Below are 22,067 nucleotides of genomic sequence, written 5' to 3' on the forward strand. Positions count from 1 at the left end.
CACCATTACTATAAATGATACGGACAGTATCAGATTTGGTGTACGTCGCAGTCTCAGAGATCGACCCGGTCGCCGATTTCGGCGAGTTCGACCCGTCGAGGGTACTCAAAACTCGCCGCGTGGTGATGAAGTGATTTCGGGTCAGCGGTGAGGCCACGCCACATATCCCAGTGACTTGGAAGGACGCGCTCGAGTCGGAGCGTCGACGCGGCGTCGACGAGTTGGTTCTCGTCGTTGTACCAGCGAGTTCGGGACGGTTCGCGGGTTTGTTTATCAGGTATCTGACCGACGGTACCGAACGCGAGAACGCCGAGGTCGATGTCGTACTCGCTCCCGATTCGGTCGAATTCGTCGGAGGGCTTCGTGTCGCCGCCGTGGAAGAAGGTTCCCGAGTCGTGCTCGAAGACGTAACTGACCGGATGGGTTGCATCGGGGTCGTTCGCCACTTCGACGTGAACGGTAAACTCGCCGACCTCGAGCGTGTCTCCTTCGGCCACTTCGGCGAACTGGTCGTCGTCGAGGTCCCAGCGGGTGGCCCACTCCTGGTCGTCTCGAGCGGCCTCAAGGCTGTCATCCGGTGCGTAGAAGGTTGCACCCGTTTGCTCGAGAATCGGTGCCTGACTCTCGCCGTGGACGTGATCGGAGTGTTCGTGGGTGGCGAACACGGCGTCAGCCGATGTGACGTCGGCGGGATCGAACGGTACGGGAATCATCCGAACGGTTCGGGGTGGATCGCCTAGCCCGAGATACGGATCGATGTAGATCGTGGTACCGTCGTGACCTTTGAGGACGAACCCGTTACAGCCGAGGTACCAGATTGCCACGCTGTCGGGCGATGCGTCTGCAACGTCTTCGAGGAGCCAGTCTCCCCAGTCGCTGTGGATCATACCTACCGATGCGAGGAGTGAGTGGGTAAGTGTTGTTGTCTCCGTAGCGTATCCCGGCATTTCCACGCGACGGCAAGTAGAATTTAAGAGGGACCTGTGACAGTCGCTGGCGGTTGTGCGTTATTTCGACGGTCGGTATTCACGATACGACGGGTTCGCAGGAGGCGGTTGTGGTGACTAGCGTGTCGCGTAGCTGTGATCCGCCTTCGTAGGAGATTTGATCCCGCTGGTCGTCCGTTCTGACGAGACCAGCCTGTTGCAATCGTGGCAGGTGATCGTGGACGAGTGCAGCCAGGACATAGTCGAGGCGCTCTTGGAAATCGATGGCTTCTGTGTCCCTCATCTCTCGCCCCGTAACGTCTCGAGCGAGCGTATCGGTCGAAACTGGCTTCTGGTAGTTCGCGAGCACGCTCAGCACGGTTCGTCGTTGTGGGTCCGTAAGGATACTAGCGAGCGTCTCGACGACGTTCGAGTCCATTTGGTTGTCGAGGAGTGTCCGGACCACGGGGTCGTCGAACGCCCAGTGGTCGCCCGCGGCAACCGTATCCGAATCAGTTTCGACAACGAGCCCAGAATCTAGCAAGTACGGGAGGTGGGAGTGGTGACACTCGACGAGCGTTCGCTCGAGTTCGGCATCTGTTACCGTTGCTGGTTCGGCGTCGGTGAGTACGGCGGCGAGTTCTCGCGCAAGCGCACGTTTCGAGATCCCAGTCGGTGACCGATCCCGGACAATTTGAAGGAGATGACGGCGCGTCTCGTTCGTGAGTACCCCGAAGACCACGTCTCGAGACCGCGTCGATCGTCCAGCGACGTCTGAATTACTCATCGATTACTCGTGGGCACCATACGTGCAAAAGGACTGCTCCAAATTTATTTGGAGTCAACCTATGGTTACGACGTTCACTGGCACATTCGTTCACTATTCGACAACATTCTGGCGATCCACGAAAGAGTAGTGCCGGATACTCTCACATTCGGCAAACGGATTCTCCGAGGTAGATGGGGATAATCGATTGCAACGTCCCGAGAAAGACCCGCGATATCGTCTGCTTACCAGGTTCCGTGGAACGTGTCGAAGGAGAGTTCGTCGAGTGGTTTGTTGCCGACGGCAATCTCGTACTCGCCGGGGGTGAGCATCGGCTTGTGGAACTGCGGACCGTCGTCGGTCGTAATTCGCGGGCAACCGGTGTTGACGAAGGCGTCCATGTCGAAGTTTCGGAGGCGATCAGGGGTCACTTCGTCCATCGTGATGAGGTAGGCGTCGTCGTTGTCGTCGAGAATCTGCTGGGCCTGTTCCCACCGCCCTTGGCCGATCTTGGTACAGAAGATGACGCCCCACTTCTTCGCGTCCATCGCCTTGTGGACCGACGCATAGCGCTGTTTCAAGAACTTCTCCGTGTCCGCGACGGTCACGACGTTGTTCACCGGATCAGCGATGACGACGTGTTTCTCGGGGTGTTCCATCGCGAGTCCGAGCGGGTGGAACTTACCGCCGCCGACGTAGAGAACCTGATCCGCGGGAACGTCCGCGCTCGCGTAGTTGCAGCCAAGCACCTGCCCTTCGTGAGTCAGTCGGTCGTCGCCACGACGGCTATGAACCTCGTAGCCTCGCTCCTCGAGGAAGTCGGTCATCTCCTCGTAGCGATTCATGTGTTGGGCCGTGGTGACGAGTCCGACGTCTTCGGTCTCCGCGGGGTCCTCGAGCGTCTCGAGGGCCTCCTCCATAATCGGCTGGACCTCGACGTTCGAGAACAGCGGGACGTAGATTACTTTGTCCGTGTTCTTCATCGGCGAGTGCCCGAAGTGAACGAACACGTCCGTTCGTTTCATCAGGAACGTATCGAGGTCGCAGGCGCCGTAACAGGGCTGCCCGGAGAGCATGAACGTCACGTCGTCGTCGGCCAACTGACGGAGATCGTCCGCGACGGCCGGGCCGCGACGTTTCAGCCCTTCCGGAAACTGCAGGCCAACTTTCTTCGCATCTCGCTCGTCGATGGCGTCGACGATTTGCTCGAGTTCGTAATCCCACTCCCGGTCGTGTTTGAGACGCATCCCAGTGTTTCGGAGGTCACCCTCGGTGTACTCCGACTCGTGACTCATTGTCCGGTGTAGCGTGCACGGACGTATATACTGCACGCTGTCGAAAATACAGCGGCGAGCGAGCCACACGGTGACGAAGACCAGTCGTTCGAGACGAATTGAGTGTCGGGTCAGATGGGAACGTGACAGACGAAACGGGGATCAAATCACGGAAAAACTAGTTTGATATATAACTGGTAAGTCGACCCAACAGTCATAGTACTGGAGTATAAACGGGTTGCTAATGCCAGCGGAACAGCCTGCAGATGGGTATCTCTTCGACCTTTATCGTCGATACATCGGTGAACCCGAGGAGCGAACCGACGTCTACGTCGGCTTCGGCCTCTTCTTCGGTGGAATCGGGATCGCGGTGACGGCCCTCGTACTCTTCCTGTGGGGGAGCACGCACGAGGTCCACACCTTAGACAGCGCGTACTACGACTGGATTCAGTCGGCGTACGCACTCGGAATGCTTTCGCTTCCCGCGATGATGCTGGGGATCGTCGTCCTGTTGCCCGCCGAGCGCAAAGTGTTGTACACCTCGGTCGTGGGCGCGGTGATCACCATCGGTGCAGTCATCGGGTTCGTCTACGCCTACCCGATGCACTGGAACTTCGTTCGCGAGGTCGACTACACCATCGAGGTCGTCGCGACGTACGCGCTCGGGCTCTCTGGACTCATCGCCTCGACCGGCGCGGCGCTCGTCGCTCACTACCTCGACCTCGCGCGTCAGGCGGAGACGGTTCATATCGACGGCGAGGACGACGAAGAAGACGAACTCTCCGACGCCGACGTCCGGCGGGATATCGACGAGGCGATGGAAGATGTCGAACTCTCGTGGGGTGGCGTCCAGAAAACCGAGCACAAGCGACTGAACTTCTCGAGTGACGATTTCGAGGACGTCTCGGTCGATACGGACGTCGGAACGAAGACCGCACGCTCGAGTGGTGTCGACGCGCAGGTTGCAGGTCTGAAGGGACTGAAAGGCGGCGAAACGAAGACGACGACCTCGAGTTCGACGGTCGACGACCAGACGTCGAAGTTGAAGGAACTTCGCGAGCAAAAGCGCAACGAAGAACTGGCAACGGCCGAGAACGAGGGATCGGCGATCTCCGGACTACTCGATCGGCTTCGAGGCCTCCTTACCCGCAGGTAATCATCTGATACTGGCGGTAATTGCCGCTTATAATTCACACGTTGAGATGTAAGAAATTCACATAGATTTATATTCCGTCGGCCGCCTTGCCCAACTATGGCGAAAGGCCTAGACGTTGGGACGATGAACATCCTGTCAGCACAGCAGGATGGGAACGACACGGTTTTCGTGCAACAGCGCAACTCATTCGTAGAGATCGAATACTCGGATATGGCCGAGCAAATGCTCTCGCGAAGTGAAGTACTCCACATTCGCAAAGACGACAAGGTGTACGTCGTTGGTGACGACGCCCTTAACTTTGCGAACATTTTCAACAAGGAGACACGCCGCCCGATGAAACACGGGATTCTCTCGAACGACGAGAAGAGTGCGATTCCGATGATGAAGCTCATCATCGAACAGGTCGTCGGCGAGCCAGCCTATCCTGACGAGAAACTGTACTTCTCCTCGCCCGCAGATCCGATCGACTCGGATCTCTCGACGCTGTATCACCAGAAAACGATCGAGTCGTTCCTCAACGACATGGGATACGACTCCGAACCAATCAACGAAGGGATGTCCGTCATCTACTCCGAACTCGCGGACAACAACTTCACCGGCCTCGGCATCTCCTTCGGTGCCGGGATGACGAACGTCTGTCTGGCGTACTACGCAGTGCCAGTCATGAAGTTCTCCGTCGCTCGTGGTGGCGACTGGGTCGACGAACAGGCCGCCCGCGCGACGGGCACGCCCGTCGACAAGGTCACCTCCATCAAGGAAGACGACTTCGAACTCGACTTCACGACCGACGTTGGTGGCGTCGAAGGTGCACTCTCGATTTACTACGAGAACCTGCTCGACTACGTCATCGAGAACATCGTCAAAGAAGTCGACGACGAAGACGTCGAAGAGGGACTGGACGTCCCCGTCGTCGTCACGGGCGGAACCTCGAGTCCGAGTGGCTTCGAGGACCTCTTCCGTGACCACCTCGAGGACGCGAACATTCCGTTCTCGATTCGGGACGTCTCCCACGCGAACGAACCCCTCTACAGCGTCGCCCGTGGTGGCCTCGTGGCCGCCCGTTCCGACGAAGACGTCGACCACGACGGCGGAGACGACGACGCAGAAGAAGCAGAAGCGGCTGCCGAATAAGGGTCGCTGCAGTTTTTCTTTGGAGCAAAGTTCCTCGCAAGTGAATACTCTCGCGGTAGGTTACACCGTCGAACGACTACCAGTTGCACACCGTCAAACGACTGCCTAGACAGTCACGGGCGCGTCTCGACAGTTCGGTTACTGATCGTAAAATCGGTGGAACGCGTCTCGCCAGGACTCCGGTTCCTCTCCCTCGGGGATGTGATCGACCGGGACGTCCGCAAACTCACAGTGTGGACACGACACCGTCGAGACGTCACCCAACGAGAGTTCCTCTAACGCCCCCTCACAGCGTGGACACTCCATACCTGCACGTCACACGGATTATCCTTAACTCTATTCGAACATACCAACTTCAATATGTTTCACGTTACTCGACAATCGGGTCGTCAGATGGGCTATCAGAAGACGTTCCGTCGACGGTCGAACATCTCCCTGCCGGTCCCAATTCCGAGGGGGCTATCACGCTCGAGTCCGAATCGATTCGCATGTCCGGCCCGTCGCGCCGATCGCTCGCTCGAGCACTCGAGACGCTCGACGATTTTGCCGAGCCATCCGTCGAACTCGAGCAGTACCTCACGCCCCCCGAGATTGCCGCCCACGTCTGTCATCAGGCCCAACTCTCCGGGGATCTCGAGGGGTGGGTCGTCGATTTAGGCACCGGAACGGGAATGTTCGCGATCGCGGCGTCGCTTTCGGGAGCCAAGCGCGTGGTCGGTATCGACGTCGATCCCGACGCGCTCGCCGTTGCACGGTCGAACGCAGCCAGAATCGAAGCCGCGGGAGAATCGGGGTTCCTCGAGTGGGTTCGTGCTGACGCCACGCAACCACCCGTGTCGGAACCTGTGGGCGATGCTACGGTCACGGTCTTCTCGAATCCACCGTTCGGCGCACAACGGGGAAATCGCCACGCAGATCGGGCGTTTCTCGAGACGGCTCGGTCGATCGCCGACGTCTCGTATACGATCCACAACGAGGGGAGTCAGTCGTTCGTCGAGTCGTTCGCGGCGGACGAGGGCGGCGACGTCACGCACGCGTTTCGCGCGGAGTTCCCGATCGAACAGCGATTCGAGTTTCATACCGAAGGCGAGCGAACGCTCGAGGCGGAAGTGTTCCGGATCGAGTGGGCGTGAGCCGGAACGACCCCACGGGCAGGGTTGTCCCGCGAACAGGGTTGGTCCCACGAGGAGGGACGACAGGCGACCAGTGACTGGCGGTGACGCGGGCGTCACTCGAGGTGCTCGAGTCGAGCGTAACGAGCGCCACGCCAGCCGGTGACGAGGGCGACGACCGTTCCGAGGGCAATCGAGAGAGTGAGTCCGAGGAGGTACACCTCAGGTGGGGTTCGCAGTAATTCGTCGAAGCCGACGATTGACGCCGAGAGGTGGTTGAGTCCCGCGGCGAACAGGGGAGTCAACGCGAGCCCGAACACGCCACCGACGAGGCTGATGAGGAACCCCTGGACGGCGATGGTTCCAGCGAGTACCCACCGAGAGAGGCCGATTGCTCGCAGTGCAGCGAGTTCGTCGCGTTGCTGGTAGGCAACCAGCGCGAAGAGATTAACCGTCAAGACGATTCCGCCGACGAGCGCGAGGCCGACCAGCGTCGTGCCGCTCGCGATGACGAGCGGTCGCTCTTCGATCATTGCCCCGACCTGCTCGTCGTTGGCTCGAACGTCGTACTCCGGATAGTCGTCGTCCAGTTCGGCTGCGACGGCGTTTGGATCCTCACCGTCGGCGACGCTCGCGGTGATGAACGTCGCTCGATCGGTTCCGGCCGTTCCGCCGAGGGCCTGGAGATCACCCAACGGAATCGCTTCGGTGTCCGACCCGAGGAATTGCGAATAGTACTCGGCGATTCCGACGACGGTGAACTCGTAGTTCGGTGCCGACTCTCGAGCCGTCCCGACGTAGACCGTCTCACCGACCGATACGTCGTGTTCCTCGGCAGTATCGGGATCGAGGACGATCTCTTCGACGTCCGGGTCGGTTGGCCGTTCGTCGGCAACCCCATCACCGTCGGACGCGTTCGTGTCGGTTTCGAACCCTTCCCCCTCCTCGAAGCCAAACCCGTCGTGGGTCTCGTGGACGCCGACGGCCGACGTTCGCTCGAGGTCGTCCGGTGACGTTCCGATGTAGACGTCGTGCATCGCGAGCGGTGCGGCGGAGCTGACGTCCTCACGCTCGCTTACCTCTGCAGACACGGTGTGTGCGCCGACGATCGGGTTTTCGGTGCCGCTGGCTGACGGGTCGATCGGATCGCTCGAGATCCAGATGTCCCGACTGGAGCTGTCGAGGCCGTCCTCTCCCGTTTCGACGACGCCGACGCCGAGGCTGGCGAGAAGCGTCACCGACAGGACCGCGAGCGCGACGGCGAATACGGTGAGGACAGTTCGTCCGGGCGAGCGCCGAAGCTGCGAGACGGCTAGCCCGACCACCGCCCGCAGTCGTCTGCCGGCCCGACGGAGCCTCACCGTCCCACCTCCTCGAGGACGGAGGTGCGCGCGGCGACTGCGAGCGGGTAGGGAATCGCGACGAGCCCTGAGACGAGGGCGACGCCGAGTGCGTAGGGAACGAGTATTGGGTGAACGATGGCGACGGCACTGGGGGCAATCGTCGCGGTGGCGATTGTGTTGACGAGCGCGATGCCACCGATGCCGAGGACGATGCCGACGAGTGCACCGACGATCGTCGTCAGCATTGTCGAGACAGCGACGATCGAGAGGCGACTCCGCGTGGGGTAGCCAACGGCCTCGAGAACGGCGAGCGTCCGCCTCTCTTCGGTGACGGTCATCCCGGCGGTCGTGGCGACGAAGGAGGCACAGATTGCGATCCCGATGACGAACGTGAGCACGCTCGTCGCGAACGCGAGTCCGTCGCTGAACAGTGCAGACGGGTCGGTTCCGTCGTGGGTTTCGACCGCCGCGTCGGGATACTCGTCGTCAGCAGCGGACGCCGCTGCATCGTCGTCGCCCCACACCAGGACCTGATCTGCCAGTTGGTCGTCGTCGGCACCCGAGAGCGTCTGCAACTGCTCGAGGTCGACGAGTGCGACCGGCGTTTCGTCGTCGGTCGATTGGACGTCAGTCGCCGTCATCGAAGGGGCTGGAACGTCCGCTGGGACGTGAGAGGGGCCAACGGTAATGTCGTCGTCGGGCGCTGCATCCAGTCGGTCTGCAGCCGGTTCGGAGAGGACGATGGTGTCATCCTGTGAGACGGCGTCCGATTCGTTGTCGCCACCGTCGTCACCCCCCGCTAACTGGGCCGTCGAGAGTCCGCCGACGGTTCGATGTTCGTCGTCTGCATCGACACCGACGAGAAGGACCGTCTCGGATTCGCCGTCACTCGGGGACTCGAGTTCGACCGGTTCGATGAGGACGGGTGAGGCGTGATCGACACCGTCGGATTCGCGAATCGTCTCCGCCCGATCGTTCGTCTCACCGAGGCGAGGCCCCTCGACGCCGTCGACGGCCGACAGCGTGCCGCTCTCCTCGGGGACGATCTGTACGTCGGCATCGGCGTCGTCGACAGCGCCGCCATCGGCGAGTCCGAGTGCGACGCCGGTCACGACGACGAGCAGGGCGATCGTGAGGGCGACGGCACAGACGGTCGCGAGGACCCGACTCGACTTGGTTCGGACGGTCCGCTTCCACAGCCGAGTGACCGAGACGCCGAGGATTCCACGCCACCGCGAGCGCCGCGTGCCGTCTTCGTTCGACTCGAAGGCGTCGTCAGCTGCCATCGGAAACCACCCGTCCATCGCGTAGGGTGATTACGCGGTCGGCGACGGCGAGCGTCGGTTCGTCGTGGGAGGCGACCAGTACTGCCCGATCACGGCCGATATCCGTCAGCAACTCGAGGACGTCTGCGCCAGTTTCGGTATCGAGTTCGCCCGTCGGCTCGTCGGCGACGATGACGTCCGGGTCGGTCACGAGCGCTCGCGCGATCGCGACGCGCTGGCGTTCGCCGCCGCTGAGTTCTCCCGGTAGATGGGTGATCCGTTCGGCGAGCCCGACGCGCTCGAGCAACGTTTCGGCCCGCTCGCGACGGACGGTTCTCGGCAGTCCCGCCTGGACGAGTGGCAACGCGACGTTCGCACGCGCAGAGAGGGAGGGGAGCAGGTGAAATCGCTGAAACACGATGCCGACGTGCTCGCGTCGAAGCCGGGTTCGCTGCCGACTGGAACGACCCTCGAGTGGCGTTCCGAGCAACTCGATGGTTCCAGAAGAGGGGACTAATAGCCCCGAAACGGCGTGTAGGATCGTCGACTTTCCGCTGCCGCTTGGCCCCTCGAAGCCGACGATTTCGCCGGCGCGGACGTCGAACGACACGTCCTCGAGCGCGGTTACGGTCCGATCAGGCCCCGAAGCTCCGCGAGCCCCACTCGAGCCGTACTCGTGGGTGACGCCCGCGAGACGAACGGCAGTCGGTAGCTCGGCCTCGTCGGTACGCGGTCGGTCGGTCGAGTGCGCGTCCTGTTGCAGCGTGTGCTTGCTCATCGATCCAGAGTCAACTCACGCAGAAGACCGACGCAGTCGGCTATTGTTTCCCGCCGACTTCTCACAGCCACGTTGCCGTTAACGATCGTTCCAATTGCGACGACTGTCGGTTTCACGGCTACTGTAATCGATTCACGACCATCTCGAGAGCAAACGCGTTCGATTCGATACCGATGAATATCGGCGAAAGAAATGTGTCTGTACCTGTGAGTGTGTTCGAAGATGAAATATTTCGATTATATGACCCTCAATCAAACCTTCACGTAGGTGACTCGAGCCCCCTACTCGTACGTCTCTTCGCTCGCCACAGCAACCTCTGTCCCGTCGGCGATTGCATAGATCGTCTCGGCCGCATCGTCGTCTGTATCGCTCTCGCGTTCGAACGTGAGCGTGCCGGCCGTCGTCGATTCGTTGCCGTCCGGAATTGGCGTCGTTTCGACATCGCCTGTTTCGGTCGATTCGACGACGAATTCGAACGTCCCGTCCGTCGACGCGAGCGTCACGTTCTGGCCCTCGAGTTGGACGTCTGCTCGCGATTCGTTCGACTCGTGAGCCATCTGGGGATCCTCGCCGTCCGCCCAGAGTTCGACCTGATAGACGGAATCGTTACCGACCGGTTCCCAGCCGGTGCGTTCGACGTGGACGGTTTCTCGCCACCCGACGCTGCCGACGTCGACCGAATCGGAGCCGGAGAATTCGAGGTTCTGTGCGGGAATCGCTTCGGACCAGAGTTGTCGCTCCTCGCTCGCGACGATGACGCCACTCGACTCGAGGGAAATGGCGTCCTGAAGCGGACCGATGGCGAACGGAGTCGTCATTTCGTTTTCGACGTCCTCGGCGTACTGCACCGTGTAGTCCTCAATTTCGACGGCCGAGTCGGATTCCGGTGTGGCATCCTCGAGGACGAAGAGATTGACCGGAACGGCCATACCCGCGAGGATCGCCAGCACGACGACGACGAGGACGGTTCCCGTCTGTCGCTGCCCGAGTGTCGCGAACCGACTTCGGCCGCTCGAGCTCGGCCCGCCGGCGATCGTTTCGATTCGCTCGAGTCGGCCGGTCGGCGATGGGGCACGTTCGCCAGACCGGCGGGCGAGTTCGAGCGATCGCTCGAGGGGGCCGTTCGAGCGATTTCGGTCGGTGGGACTACTTCGCGACCTGAGCCGTCCCGGCACGATCGGTTTCTCGGAGCCGGCGATGGCGACGGTGATCACGAGCGCGAGGACGAAAACGAGGAACACACCGGGCCCTCTGAAGAGGTAGTAGACGTTCTCGCCGCCGAACCAGTAGATCTGCCAGAGTCCCTGTGCGAACGCGAAGAGGAGGACGCCGAGCCAGACCCAGCGGGCGTTAGGCTGTCGGCTTCGAAGGCGTAGGAGCCCGATACCGAGAACGAGTCCGAGGAAGAACCCGAGTGCATGGCCCTGTATCGCGATTCCGGCCCACGAGGGTGCCGACGGCGGACTGGGCTGGGCGACGAAGACGCCGATCGGCGATTGGAGCGCCTGGTAGGTGGTCACGAGCGCCCCCTGAACGCCGAGGATGCCGACGAGCGAGACGATCGGATAGTGCACGATCGCGAACGCGGCGAAGGCGAAGACGACTCCCGAAAAGCCGATCACCGGTCCGAGCGCGAAGAGACTCGTCACGAGCGTGAGACCGACGACGACGAGCGGGAAGACAACCACCGCCCGGATCCAGGGGGTGGTCGGCCACCACGAGAACCGCTCCGTCGCTCGTTCGTTCGGGTAGTGACCCCACGCGTACTCCGCTATCGGGGCGAGCACCATCGCACCAGCGAGGTTCCCCATGAGATGACTCGCGGACGCGTGTGAAAACGAGGACGTGAGCATCCCCAGGGGGTAGAAGTACGAATACGCACGGTAGGGAATCGTCACCGGATCGTTGATCGACGAGATGCTGTCTTGGACGAACAAGTAGACGCCACAGACGAGTCCGATGACGATCAGCGACCCCCACGGAACACCCATCACGAGCCTCGAGCGGGCACTATCTACCCACCCCTCCTCGGAATCGTGCAACCGATCGACGATTACCACCGACGCGAGGATGGTCCCCACCGTGAGTACGGAGAGGATGATCGCGAAGAGCGTTCCGATCGACAACATACCCAACGGTTCGGGGCCTGCTGTATAGTGATTTACATTCCGGGAATGCCGACTCGAGCGGCCTCGAGCCTCGAGGGTGAACAGAAAGGTACAAGCGGCTGACGGCCGGAACGGAGACTATGGAACTGCGGGTCACCGAGAGTAGCGAGAACGAACTCTCGATCGAAATCGCCGGCGAGGATCACACCTTCATGAACGTGCTCAAGGGAACGCTGCTCGAACACGACGACGTCACCGCCGCAACGTACGACGTCAACCCCGAACAGTCGGGTGGGCAGACAGAGCCAATTCTCACGCTCAAGACCGTCTCCGGAGCCGACCCGATCGACACGCTCGAGGACGCTGCGGGCGACGTTCGCGACAAAGCGATCTCCTTCCGCGAAACGTTCGAAGCGGCCGCGTAATTTCGTCTCGTTCTCGAGGTCCGGCGTCGCTGTTTTTGTCGGTGATTCCGGAACGAATCCGTCGTTAGCACGCCGCGTACGTGACGTAAAGTTGTCCGTCGACGGCGTGGAGGTCCATCCCCTCGATGTCGTACTCGTCGCCGGTAATTTCCTCGGAGCCGCTCGTCTCGAACGCCGCGGTGACGGCGCTCGCGAGTTCGTCTTCGTCGTCGTACTCGTCGACGGATACCATTTCGATACCCGGCCAGACGGGAATCTCTCCGCTACAATCGGCACCAAAATCGGCTGGCTCGACCGAGTCTGGGCTCACGTCGTCGTACTCGCTCGCGACCTCCGCCCGATTTATGTACTCTGCGTATGCAGCCATATCGCCGTCGTACGTCCGCGTCGACTCTCGCTCCGCATCGAGTTGCTCGTGAATTATTTCCTCACTTGCCTCGAGGTCGATGCCGGCCGCCGTCGCTCCGTCGCCGGGGGCGTCGGGCGGTGATGGCGTTCCCACACCGGGGATGATCGACGGCGAGATGATCCCCGTCGCGAACAAGACGACGATGAGCCCGAAGACGGCGATAATCGGCGCGTAGGGTTTCGCAACCTCGAGCCAGCTTGGAACCTCGAGGTCGCTACCGACGTCGTCGTAGGTCTGTTCGACTTTCTCGAGGTCGTGGTCGCCACAGCGAGAACAGGGTGGGTTGTTCTTCATGTGCTGGCGGCCGCAGTTCGAACAGACCCACATGTACTGCGTGCCGGTGTCCACGGTTTCGAACTCCTGTTGGCGAACGACGGCCTTCTCGAACTCGTTGTGGCCACAGCTATCACACGGAGGGTCGTCGGATTCGTGTGGTTTGCCACACCACGTACACCGCCACTTCACGAGTCGGAAACTCGAGTGATAGAAGAAAAGCGTAGCGAATCAGTTGCGGACGGGAACGTCTCGTTCGTCCAGATGCGCTTTGACCTCGCCGATCGAGTACTCGTCGAAGTGGAAGATAGAAGCTGCGAGACCGGCATCTGCGTCGGCTTCGGTGAACACCTCGTGCATGTGTTCCGGTCCGCCACAACCCGAGGAGGCGATGACTGGCGTGTCGACTGCATCGCAGACGGCCGACGTTAAGGGGACGTCGTAGCCGTCTTTAGTTCCGTCCTTGTCGATCGAGTTGACGAACAATTCGCCCGCGCCGCGGGATTCGGCCTCCTGTGCCCACTCGATGACGTCGATCCCGGTTCCTTCGCGGCCACCCTTTTTCGTGCACTCGAACCAGCAGGATTCGCCGTCCACGTCGACGTAGTGTTCACCCTGTTCGTCGAAGCGGCGTCTCGCGTCGACGCTGATGACGATACACTGGCTTCCGAACGCGCGCGCTCCCTCGTTGATCAGTTCGGGTCGCTCGAGTGCACCGGTCGTGATCGAGACTTTGTCCGCGCCGGCGCGAAGCGTTTCTTTGATGTCTTCGGTAGTACGGATGCCGCCGCCTACCGTCAAGGGGATGAACACTTCGTCGGCGACGCGTTCGACGACGTCGAGCATGGTCTCGCGCCCTTCCGCGGAGGCCGTAATATCGAGGAAGACGAACTCGTCCGCGCCGGATTCGTTGTACGCTTTCGCCATCTCGACCGGGTCGCCGGTGTACTCGAGGTCCTCGAAGTGAACGCCGGTGTACACCGCCGGGTTCCCGTCTTCGTCCAGATCGACGTCGATACACGGGATGATTCGCTTGGTCAGCATGTAGGTACTATCCGAGGGTTAGCACCCGGTGTAGTAAAGTGACCTGCATCGATGCGTCTTCGCTGCGGGCGATACCCCTCTCCACCGATCGCGACAGAAGGGGCGACCTCTCGGATCGCGTGTCTTTAAGACGACTACCGGCCAACACGCTGGTATGGCAAACGAATCAGACGCCGATGTCGAGGACGACTCGGGCGCTGACGTCGGTCACGACCTCGAGGCCGAACGGACGACTGCACCGATGAGCGAGTTTTCGGCACGCGAAGCCGGAATCGGATTCGCGATCTTGCTCGTCGGCGTCGCGCTCGCGTTCGGGATTCCACTCGTCGCTGTGGCTCCGTAGCGACAAGAACGCGCGGGAAAGAGTCAGTTAGAAGACGTATTCGTCGTCGTGGCCCATCATGCCGTCGTCTTCGAGGCCGCCCGGGCCACCCTCATCTTCGTCCATTGGTCCACTAGTCTTGTAGGCCTTGATACCGGTCGACAGCAGATCCTCGATCGCCTCTTCGCGATTGACGAACTCGCCGCGTTCGACCATCTGGGCGATCTGCATCTCGAGGTGTTCCGGTATGGTGATCTCTACTTTCGGCATCTGATTCGGGTTTCGGTGAGGGGGTATTTAGGTTTGACGGGGAGTCTATCGTGCTTGGAATCGGACTGAAATATTGTGAACGGAGATGGACTCGAGTCACTCGACTCGTCGCCAGTAGGTGGTTCGTCGAAGACCGACACGAAAAGTGCTGTGTCGGTGACAGGCCGGGCACGTTCGATATCACCGATGGGACTTCACCGAAAAACGGGGGCGTTCGAGGATGAGTCAGCGGACCGTTATTTGTTGCCCATCATCGAGTCGAACGCGTTCTTGATCGTCGCACCGGGCTGGGTGACCGTCTCGAGTTGCTGGCGCATCTTGCGCTGGTTGAAGTAACTCGCGAACGCAAGGATGGTCGGCGGCCAGAGTCCGACGAATATGCCACGTTGTCGGTCGCCGCGGAGGAAGAAGTAGTACCACGACAGCCCGACCGATGCGACCGCCGCAAGAAGCGCCGGGCCCATGGCTTGTCTGGTCACTTCTTCTGCCTGCTGTCCGGACATCTCCTGTTCCGTCATCTGCTGTTTGCTCGCCATACGATGTGAGGGTGGTCGAGACTGTACTAAGGGATGGCGAGGGTTTCGCCCGGAATCCTTTCCATAGGACCTCACTGAAACCGTTTCAGACCGTTTCATTTCGTCCTTCGTCGTGGTAAGTCCAGATTGTCACGCGAAACTCGCCACTCTAGAGAACGCGATATCATCGAGTTCCTCGAGGGATCGATCTCTCGAGTCGCGATCGGCGACGCGAGTCGAGTTGACACTCGAGCGTCACACCTACGTCCCTCGGTCCGGACGTATACGTATGAACACGGACATCTCCGACGTGACCGATCTTTACCAGGAGTTCGGCGACGATCGACTCCCGCCCGGACAGCGGGAAACGACGGCGTTTCCGGTTCTCTCGAAGGGGAGCACTCCCGACTGGGACCCCGATACGTGGGAGTTCACTGTCACGGGTGCCGTCGAGAACGAACTGACGCTCTCGTGGGACGAGTTCCGAGCGTTACCGAGTGAGACCCAGTGTCAAGACTTTCACTGCGTGACTGGCTGGAGCAAGTTCGACTGCGAGTTCACGGGCGTTACATTCCCCGAACTCGCCCAGAGAGCAGGCGTCGACGACGATGCAGTCCACGTCATGTTTTCCGCACTCGACGGCTACACGACCGACCTTCCACTCGAGGACTGTCTCCGCGAGGAAGTGCTCTTCGCGTGGGCGTACGACGGTGAGTCGCTTCCCGGCGACCACGGCGGGCCGCTACGGGTCCTCACCCCGCACAAGTACGCCTACAAGGGGGCGAAGTGGGTCGACGGTGTCGAGTTTTTGACCGAACCCGAACTCGGGTACTGGGAGAAACGCGGCTATTCGGAGACTGCAGATCCGTGGCAAGAAGAACGCTACAGCTAATTTAACGCGCGTTTTCCGTCGTGTCGTTTCGCTGTCGAACGTATACTCTCCCCATCAGTACCCGGTATAGTTAGGCTGAAGGCACGGCAGTTCCGAACTGTGTTCGATGGATCATTCGTCGGGCGACCGTCGACTGGCGGGGGTCGAGCCAGCCGACGGCCCGCCCTCTTTCGTCAGCCACAGCCGCGAACTCGAGGACGTCTCCTTCGGCGCGATCGTCGATACGGACGCCGAGTCGCGGATCCTGTGGTCGACGCCCGATGGTGTGGAGATCGTCGGCCGGGGTGTCGGTGCTCGATTCAGCGCCCGCGGCCCGGACCGATTCGATCAGATTCGAACTCGCACACAACGTACGTTCGACGCGCTCGAGCACACGGGCCCAACGATCGCCCGTCCCCGTGCGTTCGGCGGGTTTGCATTTCACGAGGAACACGTGCCGGAAACACTGTGGAACGGGTTCGACGCGGCGTCGTTCGTCATCCCCGAAACGCTCGTCGTTCGCAGCGACGAAGGAACCTGGCTGACGACGCTCGGCGAGGATTCGGCACGCGCACAGGAACGACTCGAGTCCTGGAGTCAGCGACTCGCCGAGTTACCGTCGATGAAGCCGACGGCGGCGAGCCCCGGTATCGCGTCGACCGAGCGCCCAACCTCGAGAGCGGACTGGGCGACACAGGTCGAAACCGCCCTCGAGCGAATCGATCGGGGCTCGCTCAGAAAGGTCGTCCTCGCACAGTCGCTCTCGGTCGATCTCGAGAATCCGATCGACGTTCCGGGGACGCTCGAGCGACTCCGTCGCGAGTACCCGAACTGTTATCGGTTCCTGGGGGGCTACGAGGGAGGCGGGACCTTCTTCGGTGCCCCACCTGAACGGCTCGTCTCCAAACGCGGCAATCAGGTCGAAACCGAAGCGTTGGCTGGATCGGTACAGCGAGGCGACTCGCCCGAAGCGGACCGAGCGTTCGCGGACCGAATGGCAGAGAGCGAAAAAGTCCAGCACGAACACGAACTCGTCGTCGACGCGATTCGAAGCCAACTCACACCGCTCACGCGAACGCTCGCAGTCGAGGAGCAGACGATCAGACGACTCGCGAACATTCAACACCTTCAGACGCCGATAACTGGCGTTCTCGAGGACGACCGACACGTTCTCGATCTCGTCGAAGCGCTCCACCCGACTCCCGCCGTGGGCGGTGTCCCGCCGGGATCGGCCTTCGAAACCATTCGAGACGCCGAAACGTTCGACCGGGGCTGGTACGCCGCCCCGATCGGTTGGTTCGACGGTGCTGGCGACGGCGAGTTCGCCGTCGGCATTCGCTCGGGACTCGCTCGCGAGGACACGGTCACGCTCTTCGCGGGCAACGGGATCGTCGCCGACAGCGACCCGACGGACGAGTGGGAGGAAGTACAGCTCAAGTTCCGACCGATCCTCGACGAACTCAGGTGATCAGATGGACGCACCCAATCGCTCGACGCTGTGGGGCCGGATTCTGATCGACGAACTCGCGAAGGGGGGACTCGAGGCCGCCTGTGTCGCCCCCGGCAGCCGTTCGACGCCGTTGACCGTCGCCGCGGCTGCACATCCCGATATCGACGTCTATTCGCACCTCGACGAACGATCGGCGAGCTTCTTCGCGCTCGGGCGTGCGAGACGAACCGGCGAGGCGACCGCGCTGATCTGCACCTCCGGGACGGCAGCGGCGAACTTCCACCCGGCAGTTATGGAAGCCGATCAGGCGCGAGTGCCGATGCTCGTCCTGACGGCTGACCGACCACGAGAACTGCGCGACAGCGGCGCGAACCAGACCGTCGATCAACCGTCACTCTACGGCGACGCGGTTCGGTGGGACGCCGAATTACCGAATCCCGAACCCGACGAACGCAAAGTCAGAAGCCTTCGGACCACCGTTGCGCGGGCGCTCGCAGAGACCGGCGGCGTCGATCCCGGTCCAGTTCACCTGAACTGCCCGTTTCGCAAGCCACTCGAGCCAATCGACGTACCTGGCGACATTCCGGAGTCGTTTGCGGATACCCTGGCCGGCCGAGGCAGACCCGGGGCGTTCGTCGAGACGGCTGCAGGGACCCGTTCGCTCAAGGACGAACAGTCCCAATCGCTGGCAACGGCTCTCGAGACAGCAGAGCGACCGGTGATCGTCGCTGGACCGGCCGACCCCGTTTCACTCTCGACTCTCGACCCTGCGCACGTCGTTTCGGTTGCCGAAAGTGTCGGCGCACCGATTCTCGCGGACCCGCTCTCCGACGTTCGATTCGGCAATCATGTCGACGACGGGTCCTCTAAGAAGTACGTCTGCGGTGGCTACGACGGCTACATCGACGCGATGGCGGCTCCCGACGTCGTCGTCCGTTTTGGTGCGTCGCCGACCTCGAAACCGCTTCGTCACTTCCTTCGCGACAGTGAGGCGCGACAGTTCCTCGTCGACCCCGCTGGAGCGTGGCGCGAAGCCACGTTCACCGCGACGGACCTGCTCGCAGCCTCGCCCGGAGCCGTCTTTTCGAACCTCCTCGAGCGGATCGACCCCGAAACGAACGCCGATACCGACTGGATCGAACAGTTTCGGGACGCTGAACGCGAACACTGGCGACTCCTCGAGGAAGCGAGGACGGACGAGGCGCTCGAAGCCGAGCCCTTCGAGGGGAGCGTCCTCGCCACGGTGTTTCAACGCGCGCCAGACCCGGCAACTGTCTTCGTCTCGAACAGCATGCCGATTCGTGATGCGGACCGGTTTGCACGCCCGCGAAGCGCCGAATTCACGGTATTGGCAAACCGCGGCGCGAGCGGCATCGACGGGATCACGAGCACGGCACTCGGTGCTGGCAGCGCGGGCGACGAACCACTGGTCCTCGTTACCGGCGACCTCGCGTTTTACCACGATTCGAACGGCTTGCTCGCCGTCGAGCGCTGTGACGTCGATGCCACCATCGTCGTGCTCGACAACGACGGCGGCGGAATCTTCCACAAACTCCCGATTGAAGACTTCGAGCCGCCGTTTACGGCGCAGTTCAAGACGCCCCACGGCCTCGAGTTCGATTCGCTCGCCGAATTCTACGGCCTCGAGTTCGACCGCGTCAGTCCCGTCGACTTCGCTGACGCGTACGCGGATTCGCTCGAGCGCGAGGGAACGCAGGTTCTCTCGGTCGAATTCGACTCGGAGACGAATCACCGAACTCGCGAGTCTCTCGAGCAGCGGGTGAGAGACGCCGTCGGAGGCGTCGGCACCGACTCGGTGTAGCGGTTCACGGCCGTAACGCCCACCAAAAGGCCAGCGCGTAGCCAAACGGAATCCAGACGGAACCGAGTGCGATGAGGCCGGTCACCGAGATTACAGAAACGCCCGGCAGCTGGAGGAGTCCGAACGGAAACAGGAGGGTCCAACTGCCGAACAACACGGTCGCGAGTCGCGGCCTCGTGAGCAAATATGCCACGAGAATACCCGTACATACCGCGAGCACCGCGTTCACAGCGAGTGGAAACATCGAGGTCACGCTCGAGGCGACGAACAGCGGATACAAAAGCCAACAGCCAGCCATCGTCAACGCCGTCGCGCGGTCGATCGGACGACCCTCCCACTCGAGGGTGGCCTCGCCATCCCAGTCGTGAACGGTGTACCGGAACCCGCCTGCAGAACGCTCCGTGGCCTCGTTCTCCGGCGGGGGCCGGCCGGCGGCTCCGACTTCGGTGGCGTCTCGTGTGAATTGCCCACGGCGTTTCGTTCGCCGTCGCGCGCGCTGGCTTCCGGCCTTCCTCTGGCTCGTCGTTCCAGAGCCGTGTGTCGACCCGGTTCGTGACCGAGTTCCGTCGGACGCCCCTCGCGTGCCTCGAGCACCGTTCGATTTGGTCGTCTTCTCGGTTGAATCGGTCGTCTTCGGTTGTCTCGACGTCCTCGAGTCTCCTGTCTCGCTCGAGTCACTCGAGTAGCGCCCAAGGCGCTCGTAGGCGTCGTGTCCGAGTCGGTCGTACCGAGCGCGTTCGTCCCCGTCGGTGAGCACGGATCGTGCCCTCGAAACGCGGGAAAACTGTGTCGCGGCGTCGGGTGCGTCGTTGTGGTCAGGGTGGGTCTCGAGGACGCGCTTGCGATACGCCGCGGTGATTTCAGCCCGCGTCGCGTCCGACTCGACCTCGAGGACCTCATAGTACGTTTCACCCATCGACTGAGAAATAGTTGGAAATCGCGGATGAAAGTCATTCCGGCTGTCACGTCCGAGCGACTTCGTTCGAGTTTCGGTGGTCGATTCAGGGGAACGATGGTGGCGAACGAGGCCGAAACAAGACGGATGAATTGTATTACGATATATCAAATCAAGTCAGTCTCCGCATCCCGATAGTCGGACAGAAGTGAGGGAGAGACAGATGAAACGGGTCTTTTCGACGGATTCGGTTGTCGAAGGAGTTGCTCGAGGGAGAGATGGTGAGAGTCGTCTAGTCTGGCGTCACGGTGTCACGAATCCGAGGGTGGCGTCGACGGCTGGCGGTTCGTGACAGGCCGGGCGAAGAGTGGGTACGGGGAGCGCACGGTGGAGACACCTCGTCTCGAGGGCGTCGGTCGTCACGAGGGTGAGACGTTCGGCGTTACACCGGACGCATCTCGGTCGGTCGACAGCGGACCACCTCGAGGGGTCGACAGCGCCCCCTCGAGGAGCGACAGTCGCTGCGTTCTACTGGAGAAACCCACGTTTCGATTGACGCAAGCGTTCGAGAACAGCGCTAGCCTCGTTAGCGTTCGCGTCGATACAACGCGACGAGCAGGACTAACAACGCGACTTCGGTGGTCTTGCTCGCGAGTTCGTGCACATCGTCGAGGAGGTGCGCAACGACCGTTTCGAGGACTCCCCGATCGTGGTGGCCGTGGGCTTCGATATGTGGCCAGAACGCGCCGTGTTCTAACACGGTGTGCCACGTGACGTAGCCGACGAGGTACGCGAGGACGAGTCCGATGCCGAGCGCGTAGAGGTGGCGATTCGGGATGTCGACGAGATCGGTCGCGACGAGCACGATCCCGGCGAAGATGGCCAGCCCCGAGAGGGTGAACAGGAGCGGGCGTGGATCGTAGAGCGTCCCGAGTTGAACGTACTCGAGCAGGCGGGGGAGACCGAGCGTCGGGTGAAAGAGGTGCAATCCGGCGACAGCGACGGCGACGCCTCCCGTGAGTGCCCGAAGACGGGTGGAAAACGCGTGTGAAAACTCGTCCAGCGTTGGCTGCCAGTAGAGCAAGCCGACGGCGAGGACGAAGAGGACGGTCGCGATCTCGTGGGTGTAGTTGACCATGAAGACGAACGCGGAGGACGTTCCCGCTGCGCCCGCGATCAGCGGGGCCAACACCGGTGCGGCACAGCCGGGACAGGTCACGAGTCCGACGACGCCGGTGTAGATCGACGAGGAAATGTTGAGCACGGCGGTGTAGAGGAGATACGACAGTGCCAGATAGCCGACTACTTGGTACGGAATGAGTCGAACGGAGACCCAACTGCCGGTGTAGTCGACGATCGGTGACCAGCCAAGCGGTCGATCCCACTCGACGACGAGACCCGATGGGCCGGGCTCTGCGATCGAACGTATCGGCATCACCATCCCCGAGAGGTACAAGATCACGAGGAAGTACGCGATCGCGACGCTCGCAGCGATGGCGACGTACTTGAACGAACGGGTGACCGGTCTCGTGTACCAGACTGCCAGCGCGGAGATAGTTATCCAGATGAACGGAATGAAGTAGTAGTGGACGTTCGGCGTGTTCGCGTCGACGACGGCCGCGTACGTCAGACCGACGACGAGCTGTGCGGCCAGGAAGAGATTGATCCACGTAAGTGTCCGAAGGTAGCCGCTAACGTCGTCGAATCGTCCGAGGGATACGTCTTCACTCATAGTTCTCGAGACGGAACCACTGTTGTCTCGAAGTGTGGTCTCACGGCCAATAACCGTATCCATCTCGTGCTCGAGTCGATCTTTTGGGAAAGTAATTCGTCCGTCGTAACCAGGAGACGGCGTTCGAGCTTTCGGTAGGTGTCGCCAGTACACCGCGAGGACGAACCTATTTCACCTGCC

22 protein-coding genes are annotated in these 22,067 nt (G+C 61.5%); 8 read left to right on the forward strand and 14 right to left on the reverse strand.

Annotated elements, in window-relative coordinates:
* Window positions 1–53 precede the first annotated feature (53 nt).
* The 3 genes from BLW62_RS00295 to dph2 all read right to left on the reverse strand — a co-directional run bounded on the left by BLW62_RS00295 (window position 54) and on the right by dph2 (window position 2,987).
* Window positions 54–887 carry an MBL fold metallo-hydrolase gene (locus BLW62_RS00295; RefSeq protein WP_090503320.1) on the reverse strand — a complete coding sequence of 278 codons (834 nt, stop codon included), beginning with the start codon at window positions 885–887 and terminating at the stop codon, window positions 54–56.
* A gap of 139 nt (window positions 888–1,026) precedes the next feature.
* Window positions 1,027–1,713, reverse strand: coding sequence for a DUF7344 domain-containing protein (locus BLW62_RS00300; RefSeq protein WP_090503324.1), 687 nt, complete (start codon window positions 1,711–1,713; stop codon window positions 1,027–1,029).
* A 224-nt stretch (window positions 1,714–1,937) separates the two neighbouring features.
* On the reverse strand, window positions 1,938–2,987 hold the full coding sequence (gene dph2 / locus BLW62_RS00305) for a diphthamide biosynthesis enzyme Dph2 (protein WP_076577849.1): 1,050 nt from the start codon (window positions 2,985–2,987) through the stop codon (window positions 1,938–1,940).
* A 223-nt stretch (window positions 2,988–3,210) separates the two neighbouring features.
* On the opposite strand from dph2, the gene BLW62_RS00310 reads away from it, so the two are divergent.
* Window positions 3,211–4,122, forward strand: a complete 912-nt coding sequence (locus tag BLW62_RS00310; RefSeq protein ID WP_090503330.1) for a cell division protein CdpA domain-containing protein — start codon at window positions 3,211–3,213, stop codon at window positions 4,120–4,122.
* Window positions 4,123–4,218: 96 nt separating this feature from the next.
* Window positions 4,219–5,253 carry a cell division protein FtsA gene (locus BLW62_RS00315; protein ID WP_076577854.1) on the forward strand — a complete coding sequence of 345 codons (1,035 nt, stop codon included), beginning with the start codon at window positions 4,219–4,221 and terminating at the stop codon, window positions 5,251–5,253.
* A gap of 138 nt (window positions 5,254–5,391) precedes the next feature.
* On the opposite strand, the gene BLW62_RS00320 is transcribed toward BLW62_RS00315, so the two are convergent.
* On the reverse strand, window positions 5,392–5,559 hold the full coding sequence (locus BLW62_RS00320) for a zinc finger domain-containing protein (RefSeq protein WP_083687676.1): 168 nt from the start codon (window positions 5,557–5,559) through the stop codon (window positions 5,392–5,394).
* Between the two features lie 182 nt (window positions 5,560–5,741).
* On the opposite strand from BLW62_RS00320, the gene BLW62_RS00325 reads away from it, so the two are divergent.
* Complete coding sequence (locus BLW62_RS00325) at window positions 5,742–6,386, forward strand: METTL5 family protein (RefSeq protein ID WP_090503335.1); 645 nt, start codon at window positions 5,742–5,744, stop codon at window positions 6,384–6,386.
* A gap of 95 nt (window positions 6,387–6,481) precedes the next feature.
* Here BLW62_RS00325 and BLW62_RS00330 read toward each other — a convergent pair whose 3' ends face one another.
* From BLW62_RS00330 to BLW62_RS00345, 4 genes are all read right to left on the reverse strand, one after another.
* Entirely contained in the window at window positions 6,482–7,726 is a 1,245-nt protein-coding gene (locus BLW62_RS00330) for an ABC transporter permease (RefSeq protein WP_090503339.1), read from the reverse strand.
* Window positions 7,723–8,994: an ABC transporter permease gene (locus BLW62_RS00335; RefSeq protein WP_090506361.1), complete on the reverse strand. Its 1,272-nt coding sequence runs from the start codon at window positions 8,992–8,994 to the stop codon at window positions 7,723–7,725. Before BLW62_RS00335 ends, BLW62_RS00330 begins: the two co-directional genes overlap by 4 nt.
* Window positions 8,984–9,751, reverse strand: coding sequence for an ABC transporter ATP-binding protein (locus tag BLW62_RS00340; RefSeq protein ID WP_090503346.1), 768 nt, complete (start codon window positions 9,749–9,751; stop codon window positions 8,984–8,986). The genes BLW62_RS00335 and BLW62_RS00340 overlap by 11 nt, the downstream gene beginning before the upstream one ends.
* A gap of 281 nt (window positions 9,752–10,032) precedes the next feature.
* Window positions 10,033–11,880 (reverse strand): rhomboid family intramembrane serine protease, encoded by a 1,848-nt coding sequence (locus BLW62_RS00345; protein WP_090503350.1) that lies wholly within the window; start codon window positions 11,878–11,880, stop codon window positions 10,033–10,035.
* A 119-nt stretch (window positions 11,881–11,999) separates the two neighbouring features.
* On the opposite strand from BLW62_RS00345, the gene BLW62_RS00350 reads away from it, so the two are divergent.
* Window positions 12,000–12,284, forward strand: a complete 285-nt coding sequence (locus tag BLW62_RS00350; protein WP_090503356.1) for a DNA-directed RNA polymerase subunit L — start codon at window positions 12,000–12,002, stop codon at window positions 12,282–12,284.
* Between the two features lie 64 nt (window positions 12,285–12,348).
* On the opposite strand, the gene BLW62_RS00355 is transcribed toward BLW62_RS00350, so the two are convergent.
* Together BLW62_RS00355 and hisF are read right to left on the reverse strand one after the other, a co-directional pair.
* A complete protein-coding gene (locus BLW62_RS00355; RefSeq protein WP_090503360.1) occupies window positions 12,349–13,158 on the reverse strand; it encodes a hypothetical protein in 810 nt (269 codons plus the stop codon).
* Window positions 13,159–13,197: 39 nt separating this feature from the next.
* On the reverse strand, window positions 13,198–14,010 hold the full coding sequence (gene hisF / locus BLW62_RS00360) for an imidazole glycerol phosphate synthase subunit HisF (RefSeq protein ID WP_076577869.1): 813 nt from the start codon (window positions 14,008–14,010) through the stop codon (window positions 13,198–13,200).
* 154 nt (window positions 14,011–14,164) lie between these two features.
* On the opposite strand from hisF, the gene BLW62_RS00365 reads away from it, so the two are divergent.
* Complete coding sequence (locus BLW62_RS00365; protein ID WP_076577871.1) at window positions 14,165–14,353, forward strand: DUF7550 family protein; 189 nt, start codon at window positions 14,165–14,167, stop codon at window positions 14,351–14,353.
* Window positions 14,354–14,380: 27 nt separating this feature from the next.
* Here the strand turns inward: BLW62_RS00365 and BLW62_RS00370 are convergent, their stop codons facing one another.
* Window positions 14,381–14,602: a ribbon-helix-helix domain-containing protein gene (locus tag BLW62_RS00370; protein WP_006091440.1), complete on the reverse strand. Its 222-nt coding sequence runs from the start codon at window positions 14,600–14,602 to the stop codon at window positions 14,381–14,383.
* A 236-nt stretch (window positions 14,603–14,838) separates the two neighbouring features.
* Window positions 14,839–15,138: a hypothetical protein gene (locus BLW62_RS00375; protein WP_090503363.1), complete on the reverse strand. Its 300-nt coding sequence runs from the start codon at window positions 15,136–15,138 to the stop codon at window positions 14,839–14,841.
* Between the two features lie 268 nt (window positions 15,139–15,406).
* Here BLW62_RS00375 and BLW62_RS00380 point away from each other — a divergent pair, with 268 nt between their 5' ends.
* The 3 genes from BLW62_RS00380 to menD all read left to right on the forward strand — a co-directional run bounded on the left by BLW62_RS00380 (window position 15,407) and on the right by menD (window position 19,260).
* Window positions 15,407–16,009: a sulfite oxidase-like oxidoreductase gene (locus BLW62_RS00380; protein WP_090503368.1), complete on the forward strand. Its 603-nt coding sequence runs from the start codon at window positions 15,407–15,409 to the stop codon at window positions 16,007–16,009.
* Between the two features lie 106 nt (window positions 16,010–16,115).
* Complete coding sequence (locus BLW62_RS00385; RefSeq protein WP_090503372.1) at window positions 16,116–17,456, forward strand: isochorismate synthase; 1,341 nt, start codon at window positions 16,116–16,118, stop codon at window positions 17,454–17,456.
* 4 nt (window positions 17,457–17,460) lie between these two features.
* Window positions 17,461–19,260 (forward strand): 2-succinyl-5-enolpyruvyl-6-hydroxy-3-cyclohexene-1-carboxylic-acid synthase, encoded by a 1,800-nt coding sequence (gene menD, locus BLW62_RS00390; RefSeq protein ID WP_090503376.1) that lies wholly within the window; start codon window positions 17,461–17,463, stop codon window positions 19,258–19,260.
* A 4-nt stretch (window positions 19,261–19,264) separates the two neighbouring features.
* On the opposite strand, the gene BLW62_RS00395 is transcribed toward menD, so the two are convergent.
* Both BLW62_RS00395 and BLW62_RS00400 read right to left on the reverse strand, forming a co-directional pair.
* A complete protein-coding gene (locus tag BLW62_RS00395; protein ID WP_090503381.1) occupies window positions 19,265–20,176 on the reverse strand; it encodes a J domain-containing protein in 912 nt (303 codons plus the stop codon).
* Between the two features lie 565 nt (window positions 20,177–20,741).
* Window positions 20,742–21,887: a DUF7546 family protein gene (locus BLW62_RS00400; RefSeq protein ID WP_139305357.1), complete on the reverse strand. Its 1,146-nt coding sequence runs from the start codon at window positions 21,885–21,887 to the stop codon at window positions 20,742–20,744.
* Window positions 21,888–22,067: the final 180 nt, after the last annotated feature.

It is taken from the genome of Natronorubrum sediminis (assembly GCF_900108095.1).
Lineage (GTDB): Archaea > Halobacteriota > Halobacteria > Halobacteriales > Natrialbaceae > Natronorubrum > Natronorubrum sediminis.